This window comes from uncultured Ruegeria sp., from assembly GCF_947500045.1.
GTDB lineage: Bacteria > Pseudomonadota > Alphaproteobacteria > Rhodobacterales > Rhodobacteraceae > Ruegeria.
The window spans coordinates 17,692-32,569 of sequence record NZ_CANMQQ010000015.1 but is presented as its reverse complement, the minus strand read 5'-3'; the positions used below and the strand labels follow the sequence as shown (position 1 = coordinate 32,569).

The following is a 14,878-nucleotide window of genomic DNA, read 5'->3' as shown; positions in this document are numbered from 1 at the left end:
TTAGTGCTTCAAATGTAAGGCCGAGCGCTGCAACTAATCTATTTGAAAGTGATAATGGCTCACATTAGAGTGACTAATATGATCCTGAACCTGCCCTATTCCGCATTGCGCGCCTTTGAGGCCGTCGTACGCCATTCCGGCTTTTCCCCCGCTGCTGATGAGTTGGGGGTCAGTCAAAGTGCGGTCAGTCAGCATGTAAGGGCGCTGGAAGAGTGGTTGGGCAGGGACCTGTTGGTGCGCGGTGCGCGGCAGTCGCGACCAACCCGAGAAGGCGAGCAGTTGGCGTTGGCAATTGCAGAGGGTCTGGGCCGTATATCGGATGTGTGTGCTCAACTACGCGACCGAACGCGTTCGGATCGGACGATTGTGATCTCATGCCTGCCGGGGTTCGCCTTTAACTGGTTGTTTCCACGGCTATTGCACTTTGATATAGCGCATCCTGATCTTTCCATCTCGATTGCCACGGATACTGGTTATTCTCCCTTTTCCGGCGCAGATTCTGATATCGGCATCCGCTATGGGCTAGGAGAATATCCGGGATTGGAAGTCGATTTGCTGATGCGAGAAAGGCTGTTTCCCGTTTGCGCCCCCGCACTTGCACCCAAGTTGACCAGCATTGCGGAGTTGACGCAGCATACATTGCTTGTTGATGAAAACCTCCACCATGGTGCATCCAGCCCCACATGGGAATTCTGGGCGCGGGAGACGGGCTTAACCATGCCCTCGCCATTGCGCACGCGTCGTTTGGGGCAATCGAATATGGTGATACAGGCAGCTGTTGAGGGGTTGGGTGTCGCATTGGGGCGCGAGCCGTTGGTGATTGACGCCTTGTGTGATGGGCGACTGGTTCGCCCGTTTGCAGAGCTGACCTCTTCGCCTCTGTCCTACTGGCTTGTCCGACGCCCTGAAACCAAGGATAGTCAAAAGGTTAGCGAGTTTTTGAACTGGATAAAGGCAGAAGCCGCATCGCAACCTGACTTGCCGCCACTTGGGCTAAATTCAAATTAGCCCTCCTTATATTTAATATTACAATTCCGGCATGGCGTATTGGACATGCGCTGCCATAATGCCCCCAGCCACCTGATTGATAAGGAGAGCAACCCATGTACCTCAGGAATTGTTGGTATGTCGCCGCATGGAGCAAAGATATTGGCCGTGAGTTGCGCGCCGAAACTTTTCTGGGTGAAAATGTCGTACTTTACCGTCAGCAAGATGGCACACCCGTTGCGTTGGAAGATGCCTGCCCACACCGCAAACTGCCGTTGTCCAAAGGGAACCTGATCGGGGACACTGTCGAGTGTGGGTATCACGGATTGACCTTTGATTGCTCAGGGCAATGCACGGACAGCCCAACACAGCGTGGAATGACGCCACGCCGTGCGGTCGTGAAGTCCTATCCTGTCGTTGATCGATATCGCTTTCTTTGGATTTGGATGGGTGATCCCGCACTGGCCGATCCAGATCTGATTTTCCCGATCGAGAACTTTGATAACTCCAGTTGGGGCATGACTGACGGCGGGGTGATGGATATTGAGTGTCACTATCTTTGGGTTTGCGACAACTTGCTCGACCCCAGCCACGTGGCCTGGGTTCACGTATCTTCGTTTGCGGGGGCAGGGACCGATGAAGAGCCACTGAATGTTGAAAAGACGGACCGTGGCGTCGTCGTTTCACGCTGGATCGAGAACAAGCCACCATCGCCCTATTATGCCAAGCTCGTCTCGTTCGAAGGCGATTGTGATCGCTTGCAGCACTACGAGATGTGCTTGCCCGCAATTGGGCTGAACAAATCCATCTATACGCCAGTTGGCACCGGTGGTTATGACAAAGATCCGGTCGATGAGACCTTCATCAATATTTCATACAATTTCATGACCCCGATCAACGAGGATCAGACCAGGTATTTCTGGTTCCAACATCGCAACTCTTACCCCGGCAACGCGGAGGTGTCGAAGTTCATGAATGACGGTGCCCGGATGGCATTTCTTGAGGACAAAGAAGTGTTGGAAGAAGTGCACAAGGGCATGAAACATGCTCAGACACCGCATATCGATCTGGGTCTGGATGCAGGGGCCAAAATATATAGGCGCGTGTTGGATCGGGCGATCGAGGCCGAGGCCACGGTGCCGGAAGACGCTGTGCGGCAAGCTTGAACTTCGAAGGGGGCCGGGTGACCCGGCCCCGTCTCTTAGGCAGTTTCGTAGATGACCGGAAACCGGCCCCCGGCAAATGGTGCGCCGGGTTTCAGGCTATCATCGTGCAGCCATTCGGTAACCGAATCCCGCGGCTCGTAGGTCGCGCCATTCACAGCAAAGCGTATGGCATATCCGCGCCGACGGCGTGTTGAGGTTCGGTTCCCCATCGCCGAATGCACGGTCATCCCATCAAAGGCAAGCGCGTCTCCCGGCTTCATGTCTTCAAAGTGGAAGATGTCATATTGGGCGCGGTCGGCTTCGAAATCCGGCATGTCAATGTAATCCGGGTTGCCCTCTTCCAGATAGTGCAGGAATCCACCCTTCTGATCGGTTTTGAAGGGTCGATATTTTGCACCCCATGCATGTGATCCGCGTACGAATTCCAACGCACCATTGTCAGGATCCACTGGATCGAGCGCGATCCATATGGTCATGATTGGGCCGGACACCGGCCAATAAGGTTGGTCAGTGTGCCACCCGGTCTGGGTTTGGGTGCCCGGCTCTTTCACGAAAATCTGGTCATAAATCAACGACGTCCACGGGCTGCCTGCAACTTCGGCCACTCGTTGCCCGATATCCGATGTCAGGCAGTAATTCTGAAATGTACCGGGATTTTCGCGCATGTTCTTATACGCAAAATATCGGTCACCCTTCGCGACTTCGGTGTCAACCGCGTCTCGTAATTTGGTCAACCATTCGTCGGACAGGATATTCTTCAGCAACACGACCCCGTCGCGTTCATAGGCTTTCTGAATGTCCGTTAATTCTTTTGGTTGGTTCATAATATCCATCCACTTTGTGTCCACGCCGTTTCCGGGTGGGATTGTTAACTGGCGCATAGCGCCGTGATTTGGGCGGAGTCAGAAGGATGGAGAGCTGCGGCAGTTGATGATGAAGCAAGGCCACCGGGACCGGGCCGACCATTTGCCAGCCATGTTCCGATGAAACTGTTCAATGTGCAGCTGCATACCCTCTTATAAATCAATTTGGGTGATCCTCCAAGGGCGTTGCGCATTAGTAAAGAAATTGATTGACGGTACATATCTTTTGATGAATGCTATGGCTACCATGCAAAATTATTCTGTGTTCTCGCTCGCCCGGAATGCGTTTTCCGGGCACCGCAACTGGCCTCTTGCCTGGCGTTCACCGCCATTGAAGGATCAGTACGACGTTGTCGTGATCGGGGCAGGGGGGCATGGCCTGGCGACTGCCTATTATCTAGCTAAAGAGTTCGGCATTAAAGATGTGGCTGTGCTTGAACGTGGTTGGCTGGGCGGAGGTAACATTGCACGCAACACGGTGACCATCCGTTCGAATTATATGCGTGACGAGTCGATCCCATTCTACGTCAAATCCGTCGCGATGTATGAGGGTCTCACGCATGAGCTGAACTTCAACATGATGCATTCGAAACGCACCATGGTGGATGTTGTACAGACCTGGCCCAAACTGCGCGAATTGAGGCGTCGGCAGCTGGTGATGGATATCTATGGTTCGACTTATGAACAGATTTCGGTGAACGAGCTGCACCAAAGAATCCCGGCATTGACCGGAGGAGGACCCGATGCACGTTTGCCCGTGATCTGCGGTATGGTGCATACGGATGCGGGCGTGAACCGGCATGACGCGGTGGCTTGGGGATATGCGCGTGCAGCCGATGCGCTTGGGGTCGAGATCCATCAGCAAACTGCGGTGCAATCTCTGATCCGTGGGACCGATGGCAATATCAGTGGTATTGAAACAAATCGCGGCACCGTGCGCGCCAAGAAAGTCGTTGTCGCAGTCTCCGGCCATACCACAACATTGACCGAAACGGCTGGGCTGAAGCTTCCTCTGCGCACGATGAACCTGACGGCATTTGTGTCCGAACCGGTTCAGCCGTTGGTGGACGTCATAGTGAACTGCCCCGACAGTGGGTTCTATTTCAGCCAATCCGACAAAGGCGAGATGGTGATCGGTGGTGCGCCGGATATGGGTCAGAGTTTTCGCCGCGATATCAAGCAGAACGTGTTCGAAGACACGGTGACAGCGATGCTGTCACTGTTCCCGTCTTTCAAAAAACTGAAACTGATGCGGCAATGGGGCGGACATCTGGATATCGCCCATGATGCCTCACCCATCATGGATCAGACCGAAATACCGGGGCTGTTCGTCACCGCTGGTTGGTGGGGGGGATACAAGGCCATTCCCGCAGGTGGCCTGACGCTTGCGTATCTGGTGGCCAAAGAGGAGCCGCACCCCTTGATGTCCTCGTTCACGCTCAACCGGTTCCGCCATCTGGATTTTGTGATGGAAGCCGGGACAACGACGGCGAGATAGGAAAGGCCAGGATCATGATGCTAATACCCTGCCCATTCTGCGGCGAACGTAGTGAAAGTGAATTTATCTATGGCGGCCCGGTTGGTGCTGATCGCCCCGATCCGAATACCGTTAGCGATGCGGAATGGGTTGAATACCTGACCGTGGCGCCAAACCCATTAGGACCGGTCCATGAGCGTTGGTGGCATGCGCGGGGTTGCGGTGAGTGGCTTGCAATCTGGCGCGATACCCGAACCCACGACATAGTGGAGGCACCAGATGACTCAAAGTAACCGCCACGCATCGGGTGGACGCATCGATCGAGGTCAGCCCCTGCGTTTTGCGTTTAACGGCAAGTCTTACGAAGGGTTTGAAGGCGATACATTAGCCTCGGCTCTGGTGGCAAATGGTGTTCGTGTTACGGCACGCAGTTTCAAATATCACCGCCCACGTGGCATTGTCGGCCATGGCCCGGAAGAACCGGCAACGCTGGTGGAACTTGAAGGCGAGGACGCTTCGGGGAACCGTCCGGCAACCACCATTCCTCTGCGTGAGGGGTTGAGGGCGCGTTCGGTCAATTGTTGGCCATCGCCCGAGTTTGATTTGGGCGGGGTCAATCAACTGCTTGGCCGCTTTATTCCTGCTGGTTTTTATTACAAGACATTCAAATGGCCCAATTGGCACCTGTTCGAGCCCTCAATCCGCAAAGCTGCCGGTCTGGCCGCGGCACCGAATAATCCACCGTCCTCGGGGCATTTCGAAGCCCGTCATGCGCATACCGACGTGCTGATCGCAGGCGCAGGTCCGGCCGGGCTGCAGGCGGCGCTTGAGGCGGGCAGGGCGGGTAAACGCGTCTTCCTTGCTGATGAAGGTACTGAGGCAGGCGGCAGCCTGTTGAACCGAAACCTGACCATCAACGGGCAACCAGCAATGGGCTGGGTGGACGACGCGGTTCAAGAGCTGCGCGAGATGACCAACGTCACCCATCTGCAGAAGGCCACGGTCTGGGCCTATCGTGAGCACAATCTGCTGATTGTAAATGAACGTAATCCTGAACAAGACCGCATCATTGAGCGTTCGTGGCGCGTACGGGCAGGCGAAGTTATCATCGCCACGGGTGCTACAGAACGTGCCATGGTCTTCAGCAATAATGATCGGCCAGGGGTCATGTTAGCGTCGTCGGTCCAAGCCTATGTAAACCGATGGGGTGTTACTCCGGGTAAACGGTTGGTGTTATTCACTAATAACAATAGCGTATACGCAGTAGCGTCTGATTTGGTAGCGACCGGGATAAGGGTTGAGGCCATTCTCGACAGTCGTGCGACTGTGCCTCAGGCCACTCTGGATATGGTGCCCGGATTGTCGGTGCACGCTTCAACCGTTGTCGGAGACGTGCGGGGGCGCAAGGGGGTCAAAGCTGCAAAGGCTGTATCCGCAACGGGTGTAGAAAGCTGGATTGAATGTGATGTTCTGGCGCATTCAGGGGGGTGGAATCCGACCGTACATTTGTGGTCACAATCTCGCAGTTCGCTGCAGTTTGACGAAAGGCTTGCGGCTTTTCTTCCTGATCAAGCGGCGCAGAATTGCACAGCTATTGGTGCCGCAGCCGGACATCTGGCGCTGGATCAGATCATCGAGGGGGGCGAGGATCTTGCATATGAGATCGAGCCGCTCTGGCGTGTCGACCTGCCAGACCAGCGTGGAAAGGCGTTTTTGGATATTCAGAATGACGTATCCGTCAGCGATGTGCATCTGGCCCTGCGCGAGGGCTATGATAATGTCGAACATGTGAAACGCTACACCACGGGCGGCATGGGCATCGATCAGGGTAAGACCGGGAATATCAACATCATCGGCACTGTCGCGATGCAAAAAGGCGTACCGCTGCAAGAGGTTGGCACGACCACGTTCCGGTCCCCATACACGCCTGTTTCATTCGGCGCGATTGGTGGATTACGAGAGGGCTCGGTTCTGTTCCCGTACCGTCATACACCTGTAACCCAGTGGAATGAGGATAACGGGGCAGTCATGTACGAAGCCGGTGCGCGTTGGCGGCGGCCCGGCTATTTCCCCGATCAAGGCGAAGGCCTTCAGGAAGCGGTGAACCGCGAATGCCGGGCGGTTCGAGAGGGGGTTGGCGTCTATGATGGCTCTCCGCTTGGTACGTTCGAGTTGAAAGGGCGGGATGTCCCGCAATTCCTCGATTTTGTCTACTCGAACGTGATGTCTTCGCTAACGCCCGGCAATGGGCGCTATGGACTGATGTTGTCGGATGATGGGCTGATCCTCGATGACGGTGTGGTGTTCCGGTTGGATGATCATCGATGGCTTGTTTCAACCTCTACCGGCCATGCTGATGCAATGAACCAGCATATGGAAAAGCTGCTTCAGACCGAATTCCCCGATTGGCAGGTCATGATCACCACTGTGACAAGCCAATGGAACAACGCCACGATCTGCGGCCCGCGCGCGCGGGACGTGATGCAGGCCCTTGGAACGGATATCGACCTGTCGCCCGAGGCGTTTCCGTTCATGTCTTTCAGGGATGGGACAGTCGCGGGTTTCCCCGCGCGCGTTGTCCGGGTCAGTTTTACAGGTGAGCTGTCGTTCGAGGTCAATGTAGCCCCGCGCCACATGGCGGCGTTGTGGGACAAGGTACTAGAGGCAGGTGAACCCTTTGGAATCCTACCCGTGGGTTCGGAATCCAGCCATGTGTTGCGGGTCGAAAAGGGTTTTCTGTCGCTGGGGCACGAAGTTGACGGTACAGCGGACGCCTATGACCTTGGGATGGGTTGGGTCATGTCGAAGAAAAAGACGGACTATTTGGGCAAACGCTCGATCCTACTGCGCCGCGAGGGTGCATCAACCCGCAGGGAACTTGTTGGAATTCTGCCGGATGATCCCAACAAACAAGTGCCCGAGGGCGCGCCGCTGACACCCGGAGGCCGAAAGGAAGCTACCGAGGGGCTTGTAACAGCGTGTGTCTGGAGTGTGGTAAACGACCGTTGGGTCGGGTTGGCATTGCTGCAGGGCGGGCATGGTCGGCATGGGGAAACCGCCCATGTCCGGCTGAAAGATGAGGTGATCCCAGTCAAGATCACCAAACCAGTATTCCATGATCCCGATGGCAATCTGTTAAGGTCCTGAGATGAGTTATGACGTGGAAATTGTGCGCCAAGGTCTTAATGCGCTGTTTGATCTGAAGGGGAAACCCGCTGCCATACAAAGCTGGGCAGGCGATGTCTTGCCAACGTGGCCTGAACGACCAAATTCCCGGTCTGGCCAGGATGCGGTGGAGCTGTACCATATCGGGCGAAACCATTGGATCGCCCGCGCTGCATTGGATCAGGAAGTCAAACTGGGAGAGCATCTCAGACCAACCGATTGTCCAGCAGATATCAGTATCGTGCAGGTCTCGGACACGCTGACTTTCTTTCGTGTGACCGGCCCACATGCCGACGAAGTAATGTCCATTGCATGCCCATTGGATTTTCATGAAACTGAGTTCAGCGAAGATGCTGTTACCTATTCCGAGCTGTTTAGCCTGAAGGCGCTGGTTATGCGGTGCAAAGGTGGCTTTGAGTTCGCCGTAGAACAGAGTTTTGGCGATATGGTCGAGGACTACCTGTCCCGAGCCACCGCCTGAAGGGAGAGAGAGCGAATGGCCCGCACCCATATTCACAAGTACCAGACCCGGTATCACGCGCAGGCGACCTATTCCAAGGCAATCCGCGCGCGGGGTGATTTTGTCTTTATGCAAGGACAGGTTGGAACTTTGCTGGATGGGACGCTCATCGGCGAAGGCGACCCCGGCGCACAAGCGGATCAGGCCTGCCGCAACATTCAGCGCTGGATGGAAGAGGCCGGCGGCAGCCTTGCCGATGTTTGCAAGTTGACGGTTTATGTCACCGATATCTCTTACCGGCCTGCCGTTTACGAGGCGATCAATCGTTGGTTCGAGGGCGTGCATCACTGTTCAACCGGAGTGGTCGTGCAGGGGTTGGCCGACCCGACTTTGCTGGTTGAAATCGATGCAATGGCCATCATCGACGACGATCCAAACGAAAGCGCCTGATAATCGGCGTCAGATGAGTTGCGCTGAATTTTGCGGTATGACAGGGTCCCGATGCGTCGCCCAAAATTGTCAGTGAACTGAAATGTTTTCGACCCTGACCTCGATATTGCCGATCTTTCTGATCATTGCGTTGGGCCTGGCCCTTCGCAAAGGTGGAATTCCCAGCACCGATTTCTGGAACCTGAATGACAAGCTGGTCTACTGGGTTCTGATGCCTTGCCTGCTGTTCACGAAAATTTCGCTATCGCCTTTGGATAAATCCGCGCTTGGGCTTTATTCAGTGACCATATTGGGCGGATTTCTGGCGGCGCTGGTTTTTGCCGTCATCACCGCGCGACTGCTGGGATATTCCGCACCACAGGCGACGTCGATCCTTCAGGGAAGTGCGCGGCACAACTCGTTCATTGGTCTCGCGCTTGCAGCCAATCTCTTTGGTCCAGCAGGGTTTGACATCGCGATTCTGGCGACTGCGATACTGGTGCCGATCACCAATATAGTTATGGTGGTCATGATGGTCGGGGCGCTGAAACAGGATACAGCAACCCGCCTGCCGGTCGCTATCCTGCGCGAGCTTGGGCGCAACCCTTATGTCATTTCGATCCTATTGGCTGTTGGGGCAAATCAGGTGATCGGTGATCGCATTCCTGTTGTCCATGACGTAGCTGACATTCTGGGGGCGGGTGCTTTGCCGATTACTTTGCTGGCGGTTGGTGCGAACCTGCGTGTTCGGGCCATGGCGGCGAGCTTGATGCCCTTGGTTCTGGCCTTTGTTGGCAAAATGCTGGTGTTTCCGCTGGCAGCTTTGAGTATTGGGATGCTGGTCGGGCTTCCGCAGGATGTGCTGATGATCGCGGTGGTTTATTCGGTGGTTCCAACTGGGGCTTCTTCTTATACCTTGTCCAAGCAATTGGGCGGCGACGCGCCGTTGATGGCCGCCATAGTGACACTTCAGACCCTTATTGCAGCCGTCAGCATCCCAATTTCACTGGCGATATTATTGCCTTTGATTGGTTAAGGCCACGCAGACCCATTCAGTCCGGTGGGTTGAGGATACTGCCCACCCATTGTGCGATATCAAGCAACCGGGCATCGCTGCCGCGCGGTGCGATAAGCTGTACACCCAGCGGCAACCCGTCTGCATTGGTGCCAAAAGGGACTGCCACGGATGGTATCTGCAACAGGTTCCACATGCGTGAGAACAACGGATCGCCGGTTGCTTCCAATCCTACCGGGGCCGAACCTGGAGCAGACGGAACAAGAAGGGCGTCGGTATCCCTAAAAAGCTGTTCCAATATCATTACAGCGCGGTCTCGGACGGTTTTTGCGTGTTGGTAATTCGCCTCGCTGACCTCTAGCCCGGTTTCTATCAGAGCCTGGAATTGGAGGCTGATTGCAGGAATCCCTTTTTCGAACTCATCGCGGCGCAGTCGGGCGGCCTCATAAGCCATCACTGTGTTATGCGCCGCTGTCAGGTCGGCAAAAATCTCAGGGTGTGCAATCTCACCCGTTTCGGCCCCTGTTCCTGCAATGGCAGACAAGGCGCGGGTGCAGGTGTCACGCATCTCGATCGAACCATCCATCCAATGCGGACCGCGCATCAGACTGATGCGAGGCAGATTGTCCTCGAACTGTGCAGCTTGTGGAGGGTTTGTGCCGCGCAACACCGCATCGGCCAGCGCCAAGTCATTTGGATCGCGGGCGAGAACGCCGAGTGTATCAAGACTTGGCGACAATCCCATCACCCCTGCAAGTGGATAGCCATGGATCGTGGGGCGAAATCCATAGACCCCGCAATAAGCCGCAGGTCTGATCAGTGATGCAGCTGTCTGCGACCCAAAGGCCAACGGGGCCATAAAATCAGCTACGGCGGCGGCAGAGCCCGATGAAGACCCGCCCGGCGTATGCGCCAGATTGTGCGGGTTTGCCGTTTTGCCGGGCCGGAAATAGGCAAACTCAGTCGTGACTGTTTTGCCGATGGGAATAGCGCCCGCATCCAGAAACATCTGAACGCAGGCCGCGTTTCTGACTGGCCGGCGGTCGGAATACAGGTCACTGCCCCAACCCGTCGGCATGTCGTCTGTGTCGATGATATCCTTGATCACGAAGGGTACACCATGCAACGGCCCGTTTGCATGCTGCAGGTCGGCGGCCATCGCACGATCCATTGCGCGATCCGCATCGAGATACTGAAACGCCCCGATGTCGGGTTCACGCAGTGCGATACGATCCAGATGCGCCTGCATAACCTCTGAGGGTTTGACCTCTCTCATCTTGATCCGTTGGGCAAGGTTGCGCGCGCTGCGGCGGTTCAGGTCGGTCATGCACCCAGTGCTTTCACCGCAGCGCTGAACGGATCAACCGGCATATCGTAGATGCCGCCTCCCAACCGTCCGGCCTGACCCATCCGATCAAGAATACCCAAACCAATTGCCGGACCTGATCCTTGCGCCACTGCACCGCGCGCGGTCGAGCCAAGCCGAATATCCAACGCGCGGAAATAGGGATGAGCACCGGCTGAAAGGCCAGTCATGCGGGCCTCGGAATTGTCGGGCAGATAGGCACCAAGTGCCTTTTTCTGTTCCGGGCTAAGCTCGATCGCCATGGCACCCAGACCAAAAGCCTCGACCACGGCGCTGTCGCCGATTGCGCCAAGCGCGCGATCTTGGGGCAAGTCTGTATCGAAACGCCCCTTGGGCGGTGTTGCCGGAACTGTAAACCATTGTCCGGGCAGGCCCGAGATCTGGATACCAACCTCTTGCCCATTTCCACCCGCCGCAGTGACAAAACTGGAGCCTTCGACCCCTTCAGCAAGTTTCATCATCAACTTTGTCGCTGCCATCCAGAGATTGAGGAACAGCGAAGGTGAGCTTTCCATGAATTCCAGCGCTTCTTCGTCGCGAATGCCGCCGGGTGTGCGGTCCTTCAGCTCAGCAACCAACGCTTTGCCTGCGACTGGGGTGCGCCCGTGACAATCATCACCGCCCATCAGGCCCTCGACGGCCAGCGGAACCAGAGCAATCCCTTCTGCCAGACCATTCTGCAAAACATCCAGAAAGCGTGTGTTCAGCCAGCGAATGTGTTCAAGCACTGCCTCTGACCGTAGACCCAACCGTAAGGACGGGCGTGCGCCGCCATTGATTGGAGCAAAAACCCGCGTCTGACCGCGCCATGCATCATAAACCGTATGCAGTGGCATCGAGGCTGAAACCACGGCCGCCAACGGCGTGACAACATCGTGATCCTGTGCCGGATGCATCTTAATTTCACCTGCCATGATCATGGCTTCGGCTTGATCAAAATCCCGGGCCAGTCCTTCCCAGACCGCCGAAACACACGCCGAGTTCAGAATAGGGGCAGTGATTTGAGCAGCGCTGAAAAACGCAGGACCGGCGTGCAGCAGCACATTGTCAGCCAGCCCAACCGCGTCGGCCGCGGAATTGAAACGGTTCCAGACCGGTTGTGTGACCATCGCGCGGTCGAATGCCAACTGATCGGCAGGGTGCAGGGTCATGATCCCTCCGGCGGGATGATCCAGGTTTCTGAGAAGTAGAGAAACGCAGTTGTAGTCTCATACCCGGCCTGCACTCGCGTGCCCAGCTTGCCCGGTAGTGCGCGGCCATTGACGATGATCTGGGCCGAATGGGCAGGGACCAGCAGCGAGAACATGTTTTGTTCGCCCGACGCGACCTCATGCGGGGATAACTCCAACGCGCGGGGTGGTTCAAAACCTTCCCAAACCAATTCAACCGTCAGAGTGCCGCCTGAAATCGTTTCGGTGTAGCGGTGGCTCATGGGGTCGCCCGAGCTGCGTACGGCCTGAGCTCCGATTTCCGGCAGAGTGGCAAAAGACGGTGCATTGGCGAATGCGGCCAGTTTGCTGATAAAATTCTTTTTCAGGAACGAGGTTAGGTCAGGATTGTCGCTGAGAATGACGTTTGGTGCCTCGGGTGGCCCATCAGCCAGATCAGGTGATCCCAACAACAGCAGCACCTGCCCCTGACCGACTGGGGACCAAGCGACGCGGAAGAAAAGCGCCATTGCGCTGAAATTGTCGTTCTCATCCTTAAGAAGGATACCGGGGTTTTCACCGGTCCAGTCGACAACACCTGGGGTAATTGGTTCGTTCAGGGGCATCAGTCGTCCTCCGCTGGAGTGACCCAGGTTTCCGAGAAGGCCAGAAAAGCCGTGCTCATCGTGCGGCCAAAGAACTGGCGATCTGCCACCTGACCGGGCAGGGCGGTGCCGTTGATCCTGACCTGCGCCTGCTTGGCTTCAAGAAATACGGAATACATCTCGTGCTCTTTGGTGGCCGAATTTTCGCGGGTCACTTCAACCGGCAGCGGCGGCCCCATATCCTGCCAGATCATTTCCAGTGTCACGCCCGAACCACGCAGGGTTTCCGAATAGCGTGTCTTAAGGTCGCCGGGCCGCTTTTCAACGCTGTCACAATCCAGCCACGTCATGGCTTGCAGTCCGGGTTTGCCGACAAAGGTCGGCATCTTGGTGACCCAGCCGTCGACGATCCAGCGCATCATGCGCTGGTTGTCGGTCATGATCAGGTTGGGGACAATCGGCCAGCCGCTGGCTTCATCCGGGGCGCCAAGTACGATGGCGGCATGGCCACGCCCATATGGCGACAAAACCACGCGAAAAAACAAAGCCAACGTATCGTAATGCGCCTGATCGGGCTGTTGTTTGAGGTATATGCCCGGGTTCTCGCCCGACCAATCAACCCGGCCCGGGTTGTGGGGAATGCGCGTGTTCATGACCAACCTGCCTCATATTCCTTCAATGCGCCTTCGATGAAGGCGCGACGCTCAGACCCCTGCAAATGGTCGCCGGACTTCAGGATATCTGCGACCTTGAACGAGACTTCTTTTTGCAAGGCCCCATCATCACGTCCCTCCTGTAACGGGATTTTCAGTACGGTATCACCCGCATAGGTCGGGATAACCCCACTGAAGTTGTCAGTCGGCTGCTCGGGCGGTGTTCCGTCCTGAAGTGCGCGAATTGCGTTGCGCAGCATCCGGCGCGCCTTGGCCACGCCCCGGTCGGTAAAAGACAGGTTCTCGCGGGCATGGATGTTGATCGGACCCTGACTGACCCAGGCATCATAGTCGCCCGGATCGCGCTGCCGCATTTCATAAGGACGATCCGGCCCCTGGCCGTAAAAGTCGGTCGTGCCAAAGCCGACCTCATCTCGATTGGTCATGCCGCGCGGGTCATCGTTGAACCGCTCTTCCCGAAAGTGACGCCATGCGATGACCATCGTATTGGTGTCATCAATCGGAGTGATCCACCGTGTCAGACCGCCCCGCCCGAAATACCGAGAGCGATCGGGGATCGGAAAATGACCGCCATTCTGAGTGAACGAGGGCAGCATGTGATCATGCACCCGCACCCAGATGAAATCACCATCCCGGCGCACGTTTGTGTAAAAATCGCCGGTCTGACTGTCATGGAACTCAATCATCGGCATATGTGCGAAGGCTTCGTGGAATTGCACCCGCGCCGCTTTGGTATGCAAATAGACCACGTGAAACGGGTCCCATGCGTTTTCCATCACCTGCAACCAGTTGCAGGGCGACTTGATGAGATAGGGCACCAGTTCATCACCTTCGTCGTCGAATGTATCCATGACTGGGAAAGGGGGCGTTTTATCCGCAGGCCCCATATAAGCAAAAGCCAGCCCCTTATATTCGACGATCGGGTAGGCACCCAGACATGCTTTTTTCTTGACCTGGGAAGCCGGGGGTTCGCATGGCGTTTCCAGAACGGTCCCATCGAGACCATATTTCCAGCCGTGGTAGGAACAGCGGATTCCGCCCTCTTCCACGATGCCAAATTCCAAGCTCATGTTTCGGTGGCAGCAATGCAGATGGGTACATCCCAGTTTGCCATCTTTCTTTTCGCGAAACAGGATCAGATCTTCGCCCAGAATGCGGATGCGATAAGGGAGATGGCCGATCTGGTCCGTCATCGCAACGGGCATCCAGAACCGGCGCAGATATTCGCCGCAGGGAGTGCCTGGGCCAACCTCAGTCAGTTCCGGGTCGTAGCTTTCTGACCAGACACCTTGTTGATCATGGCCGCGGAAGTTTCCTGCGGGGATTTCGAATGGGCTGTTCTCAGGTGGCTTTGTCATTTGGGCCTTCCGGTGATGCATGCCATATGCGCCTGGCTTCGGCTTTCAGATGCGGCTCAGGGCTTCGTGCAATTTTGGGCGAAGCGAACCCGAAAAAGTGTTTTTGCCTGGGCAATCGGGCTGCGCAATATTTATCATATTTAATTATTGATAGTATATGTCACA

14 protein-coding genes are annotated in these 14,878 nt (G+C 56.0%); 8 read left to right on the top strand and 6 right to left on the bottom strand.

Annotated features, from left to right (window positions below):
• Nucleotides 1-54: 54 nt before the first annotated feature.
• Together Q1B46_RS19590 and Q1B46_RS19585 are read left to right on the top strand one after the other, a co-directional pair.
• Nucleotides 55-1,008 (top strand): LysR substrate-binding domain-containing protein, encoded by a 954-nt coding sequence (locus tag Q1B46_RS19590; RefSeq protein WP_299950944.1) that lies wholly within the window; start codon nucleotides 55-57, stop codon nucleotides 1,006-1,008.
• Nucleotides 1,009-1,103: 95 nt separating this feature from the next.
• Nucleotides 1,104-2,153 (top strand): aromatic ring-hydroxylating dioxygenase subunit alpha, encoded by a 1,050-nt coding sequence (locus Q1B46_RS19585; protein WP_299950941.1) that lies wholly within the window; start codon nucleotides 1,104-1,106, stop codon nucleotides 2,151-2,153.
• A gap of 35 nt (nucleotides 2,154-2,188) precedes the next feature.
• Here Q1B46_RS19585 and Q1B46_RS19580 read toward each other — a convergent pair whose 3' ends face one another.
• Nucleotides 2,189-2,977: a phytanoyl-CoA dioxygenase family protein gene (locus tag Q1B46_RS19580; RefSeq protein ID WP_299950939.1), complete on the bottom strand. Its 789-nt coding sequence runs from the start codon at nucleotides 2,975-2,977 to the stop codon at nucleotides 2,189-2,191.
• 277 nt (nucleotides 2,978-3,254) lie between these two features.
• Here Q1B46_RS19580 and Q1B46_RS19575 point away from each other — a divergent pair, with 277 nt between their 5' ends.
• The 6 genes from Q1B46_RS19575 to Q1B46_RS19550 all read left to right on the top strand — a co-directional run bounded on the left by Q1B46_RS19575 (nucleotide 3,255) and on the right by Q1B46_RS19550 (nucleotide 9,583).
• Nucleotides 3,255-4,514: an FAD-dependent oxidoreductase gene (locus Q1B46_RS19575; protein WP_299950936.1), complete on the top strand. Its 1,260-nt coding sequence runs from the start codon at nucleotides 3,255-3,257 to the stop codon at nucleotides 4,512-4,514.
• Nucleotides 4,515-4,528: 14 nt separating this feature from the next.
• Nucleotides 4,529-4,786 carry a sarcosine oxidase subunit delta gene (locus Q1B46_RS19570; RefSeq protein WP_299669277.1) on the top strand — a complete coding sequence of 86 codons (258 nt, stop codon included), beginning with the start codon at nucleotides 4,529-4,531 and terminating at the stop codon, nucleotides 4,784-4,786.
• The gene (locus Q1B46_RS19565) at nucleotides 4,773-7,640 is read left to right on the top strand and encodes a 2Fe-2S iron-sulfur cluster-binding protein (protein ID WP_299950930.1); all 2,868 of its coding nucleotides are present in this window, start codon (nucleotides 4,773-4,775) and stop codon (nucleotides 7,638-7,640) included. The genes Q1B46_RS19570 and Q1B46_RS19565 overlap by 14 nt, the downstream gene beginning before the upstream one ends.
• 1 nt (nucleotide 7,641) lies before the next feature.
• Nucleotides 7,642-8,139, top strand: coding sequence for a sarcosine oxidase subunit gamma (locus Q1B46_RS19560; protein WP_299950927.1), 498 nt, complete (start codon nucleotides 7,642-7,644; stop codon nucleotides 8,137-8,139).
• A 15-nt stretch (nucleotides 8,140-8,154) separates the two neighbouring features.
• Nucleotides 8,155-8,568 (top strand): RidA family protein, encoded by a 414-nt coding sequence (locus Q1B46_RS19555; RefSeq protein WP_299950925.1) that lies wholly within the window; start codon nucleotides 8,155-8,157, stop codon nucleotides 8,566-8,568.
• 82 nt (nucleotides 8,569-8,650) lie between these two features.
• The gene (locus tag Q1B46_RS19550; protein WP_299950922.1) at nucleotides 8,651-9,583 is read left to right on the top strand and encodes an AEC family transporter; all 933 of its coding nucleotides are present in this window, start codon (nucleotides 8,651-8,653) and stop codon (nucleotides 9,581-9,583) included.
• Nucleotides 9,584-9,599: 16 nt separating this feature from the next.
• Here Q1B46_RS19550 and Q1B46_RS19545 read toward each other — a convergent pair whose 3' ends face one another.
• From Q1B46_RS19545 to Q1B46_RS19525, 5 genes are read right to left on the bottom strand one after another with little or no spacing between them, the layout of a single operon-like run.
• Nucleotides 9,600-10,889, bottom strand: a complete 1,290-nt coding sequence (locus Q1B46_RS19545; RefSeq protein WP_299950919.1) for an amidase — start codon at nucleotides 10,887-10,889, stop codon at nucleotides 9,600-9,602.
• A complete protein-coding gene (locus Q1B46_RS19540) occupies nucleotides 10,886-12,079 on the bottom strand; it encodes a DUF1116 domain-containing protein (protein ID WP_299950916.1) in 1,194 nt (397 codons plus the stop codon). Before Q1B46_RS19540 ends, Q1B46_RS19545 begins: the two co-directional genes overlap by 4 nt.
• Nucleotides 12,076-12,702, bottom strand: coding sequence for a hypothetical protein (locus tag Q1B46_RS19535; RefSeq protein WP_299950913.1), 627 nt, complete (start codon nucleotides 12,700-12,702; stop codon nucleotides 12,076-12,078). Before Q1B46_RS19535 ends, Q1B46_RS19540 begins: the two co-directional genes overlap by 4 nt.
• Nucleotides 12,702-13,334, bottom strand: coding sequence for a hypothetical protein (locus Q1B46_RS19530; protein WP_299950910.1), 633 nt, complete (start codon nucleotides 13,332-13,334; stop codon nucleotides 12,702-12,704). Before Q1B46_RS19530 ends, Q1B46_RS19535 begins: the two co-directional genes overlap by 1 nt.
• A complete protein-coding gene (locus Q1B46_RS19525) occupies nucleotides 13,331-14,713 on the bottom strand; it encodes an aromatic ring-hydroxylating dioxygenase subunit alpha (RefSeq protein ID WP_299950907.1) in 1,383 nt (460 codons plus the stop codon). Before Q1B46_RS19525 ends, Q1B46_RS19530 begins: the two co-directional genes overlap by 4 nt.
• Nucleotides 14,714-14,878: the final 165 nt, after the last annotated feature.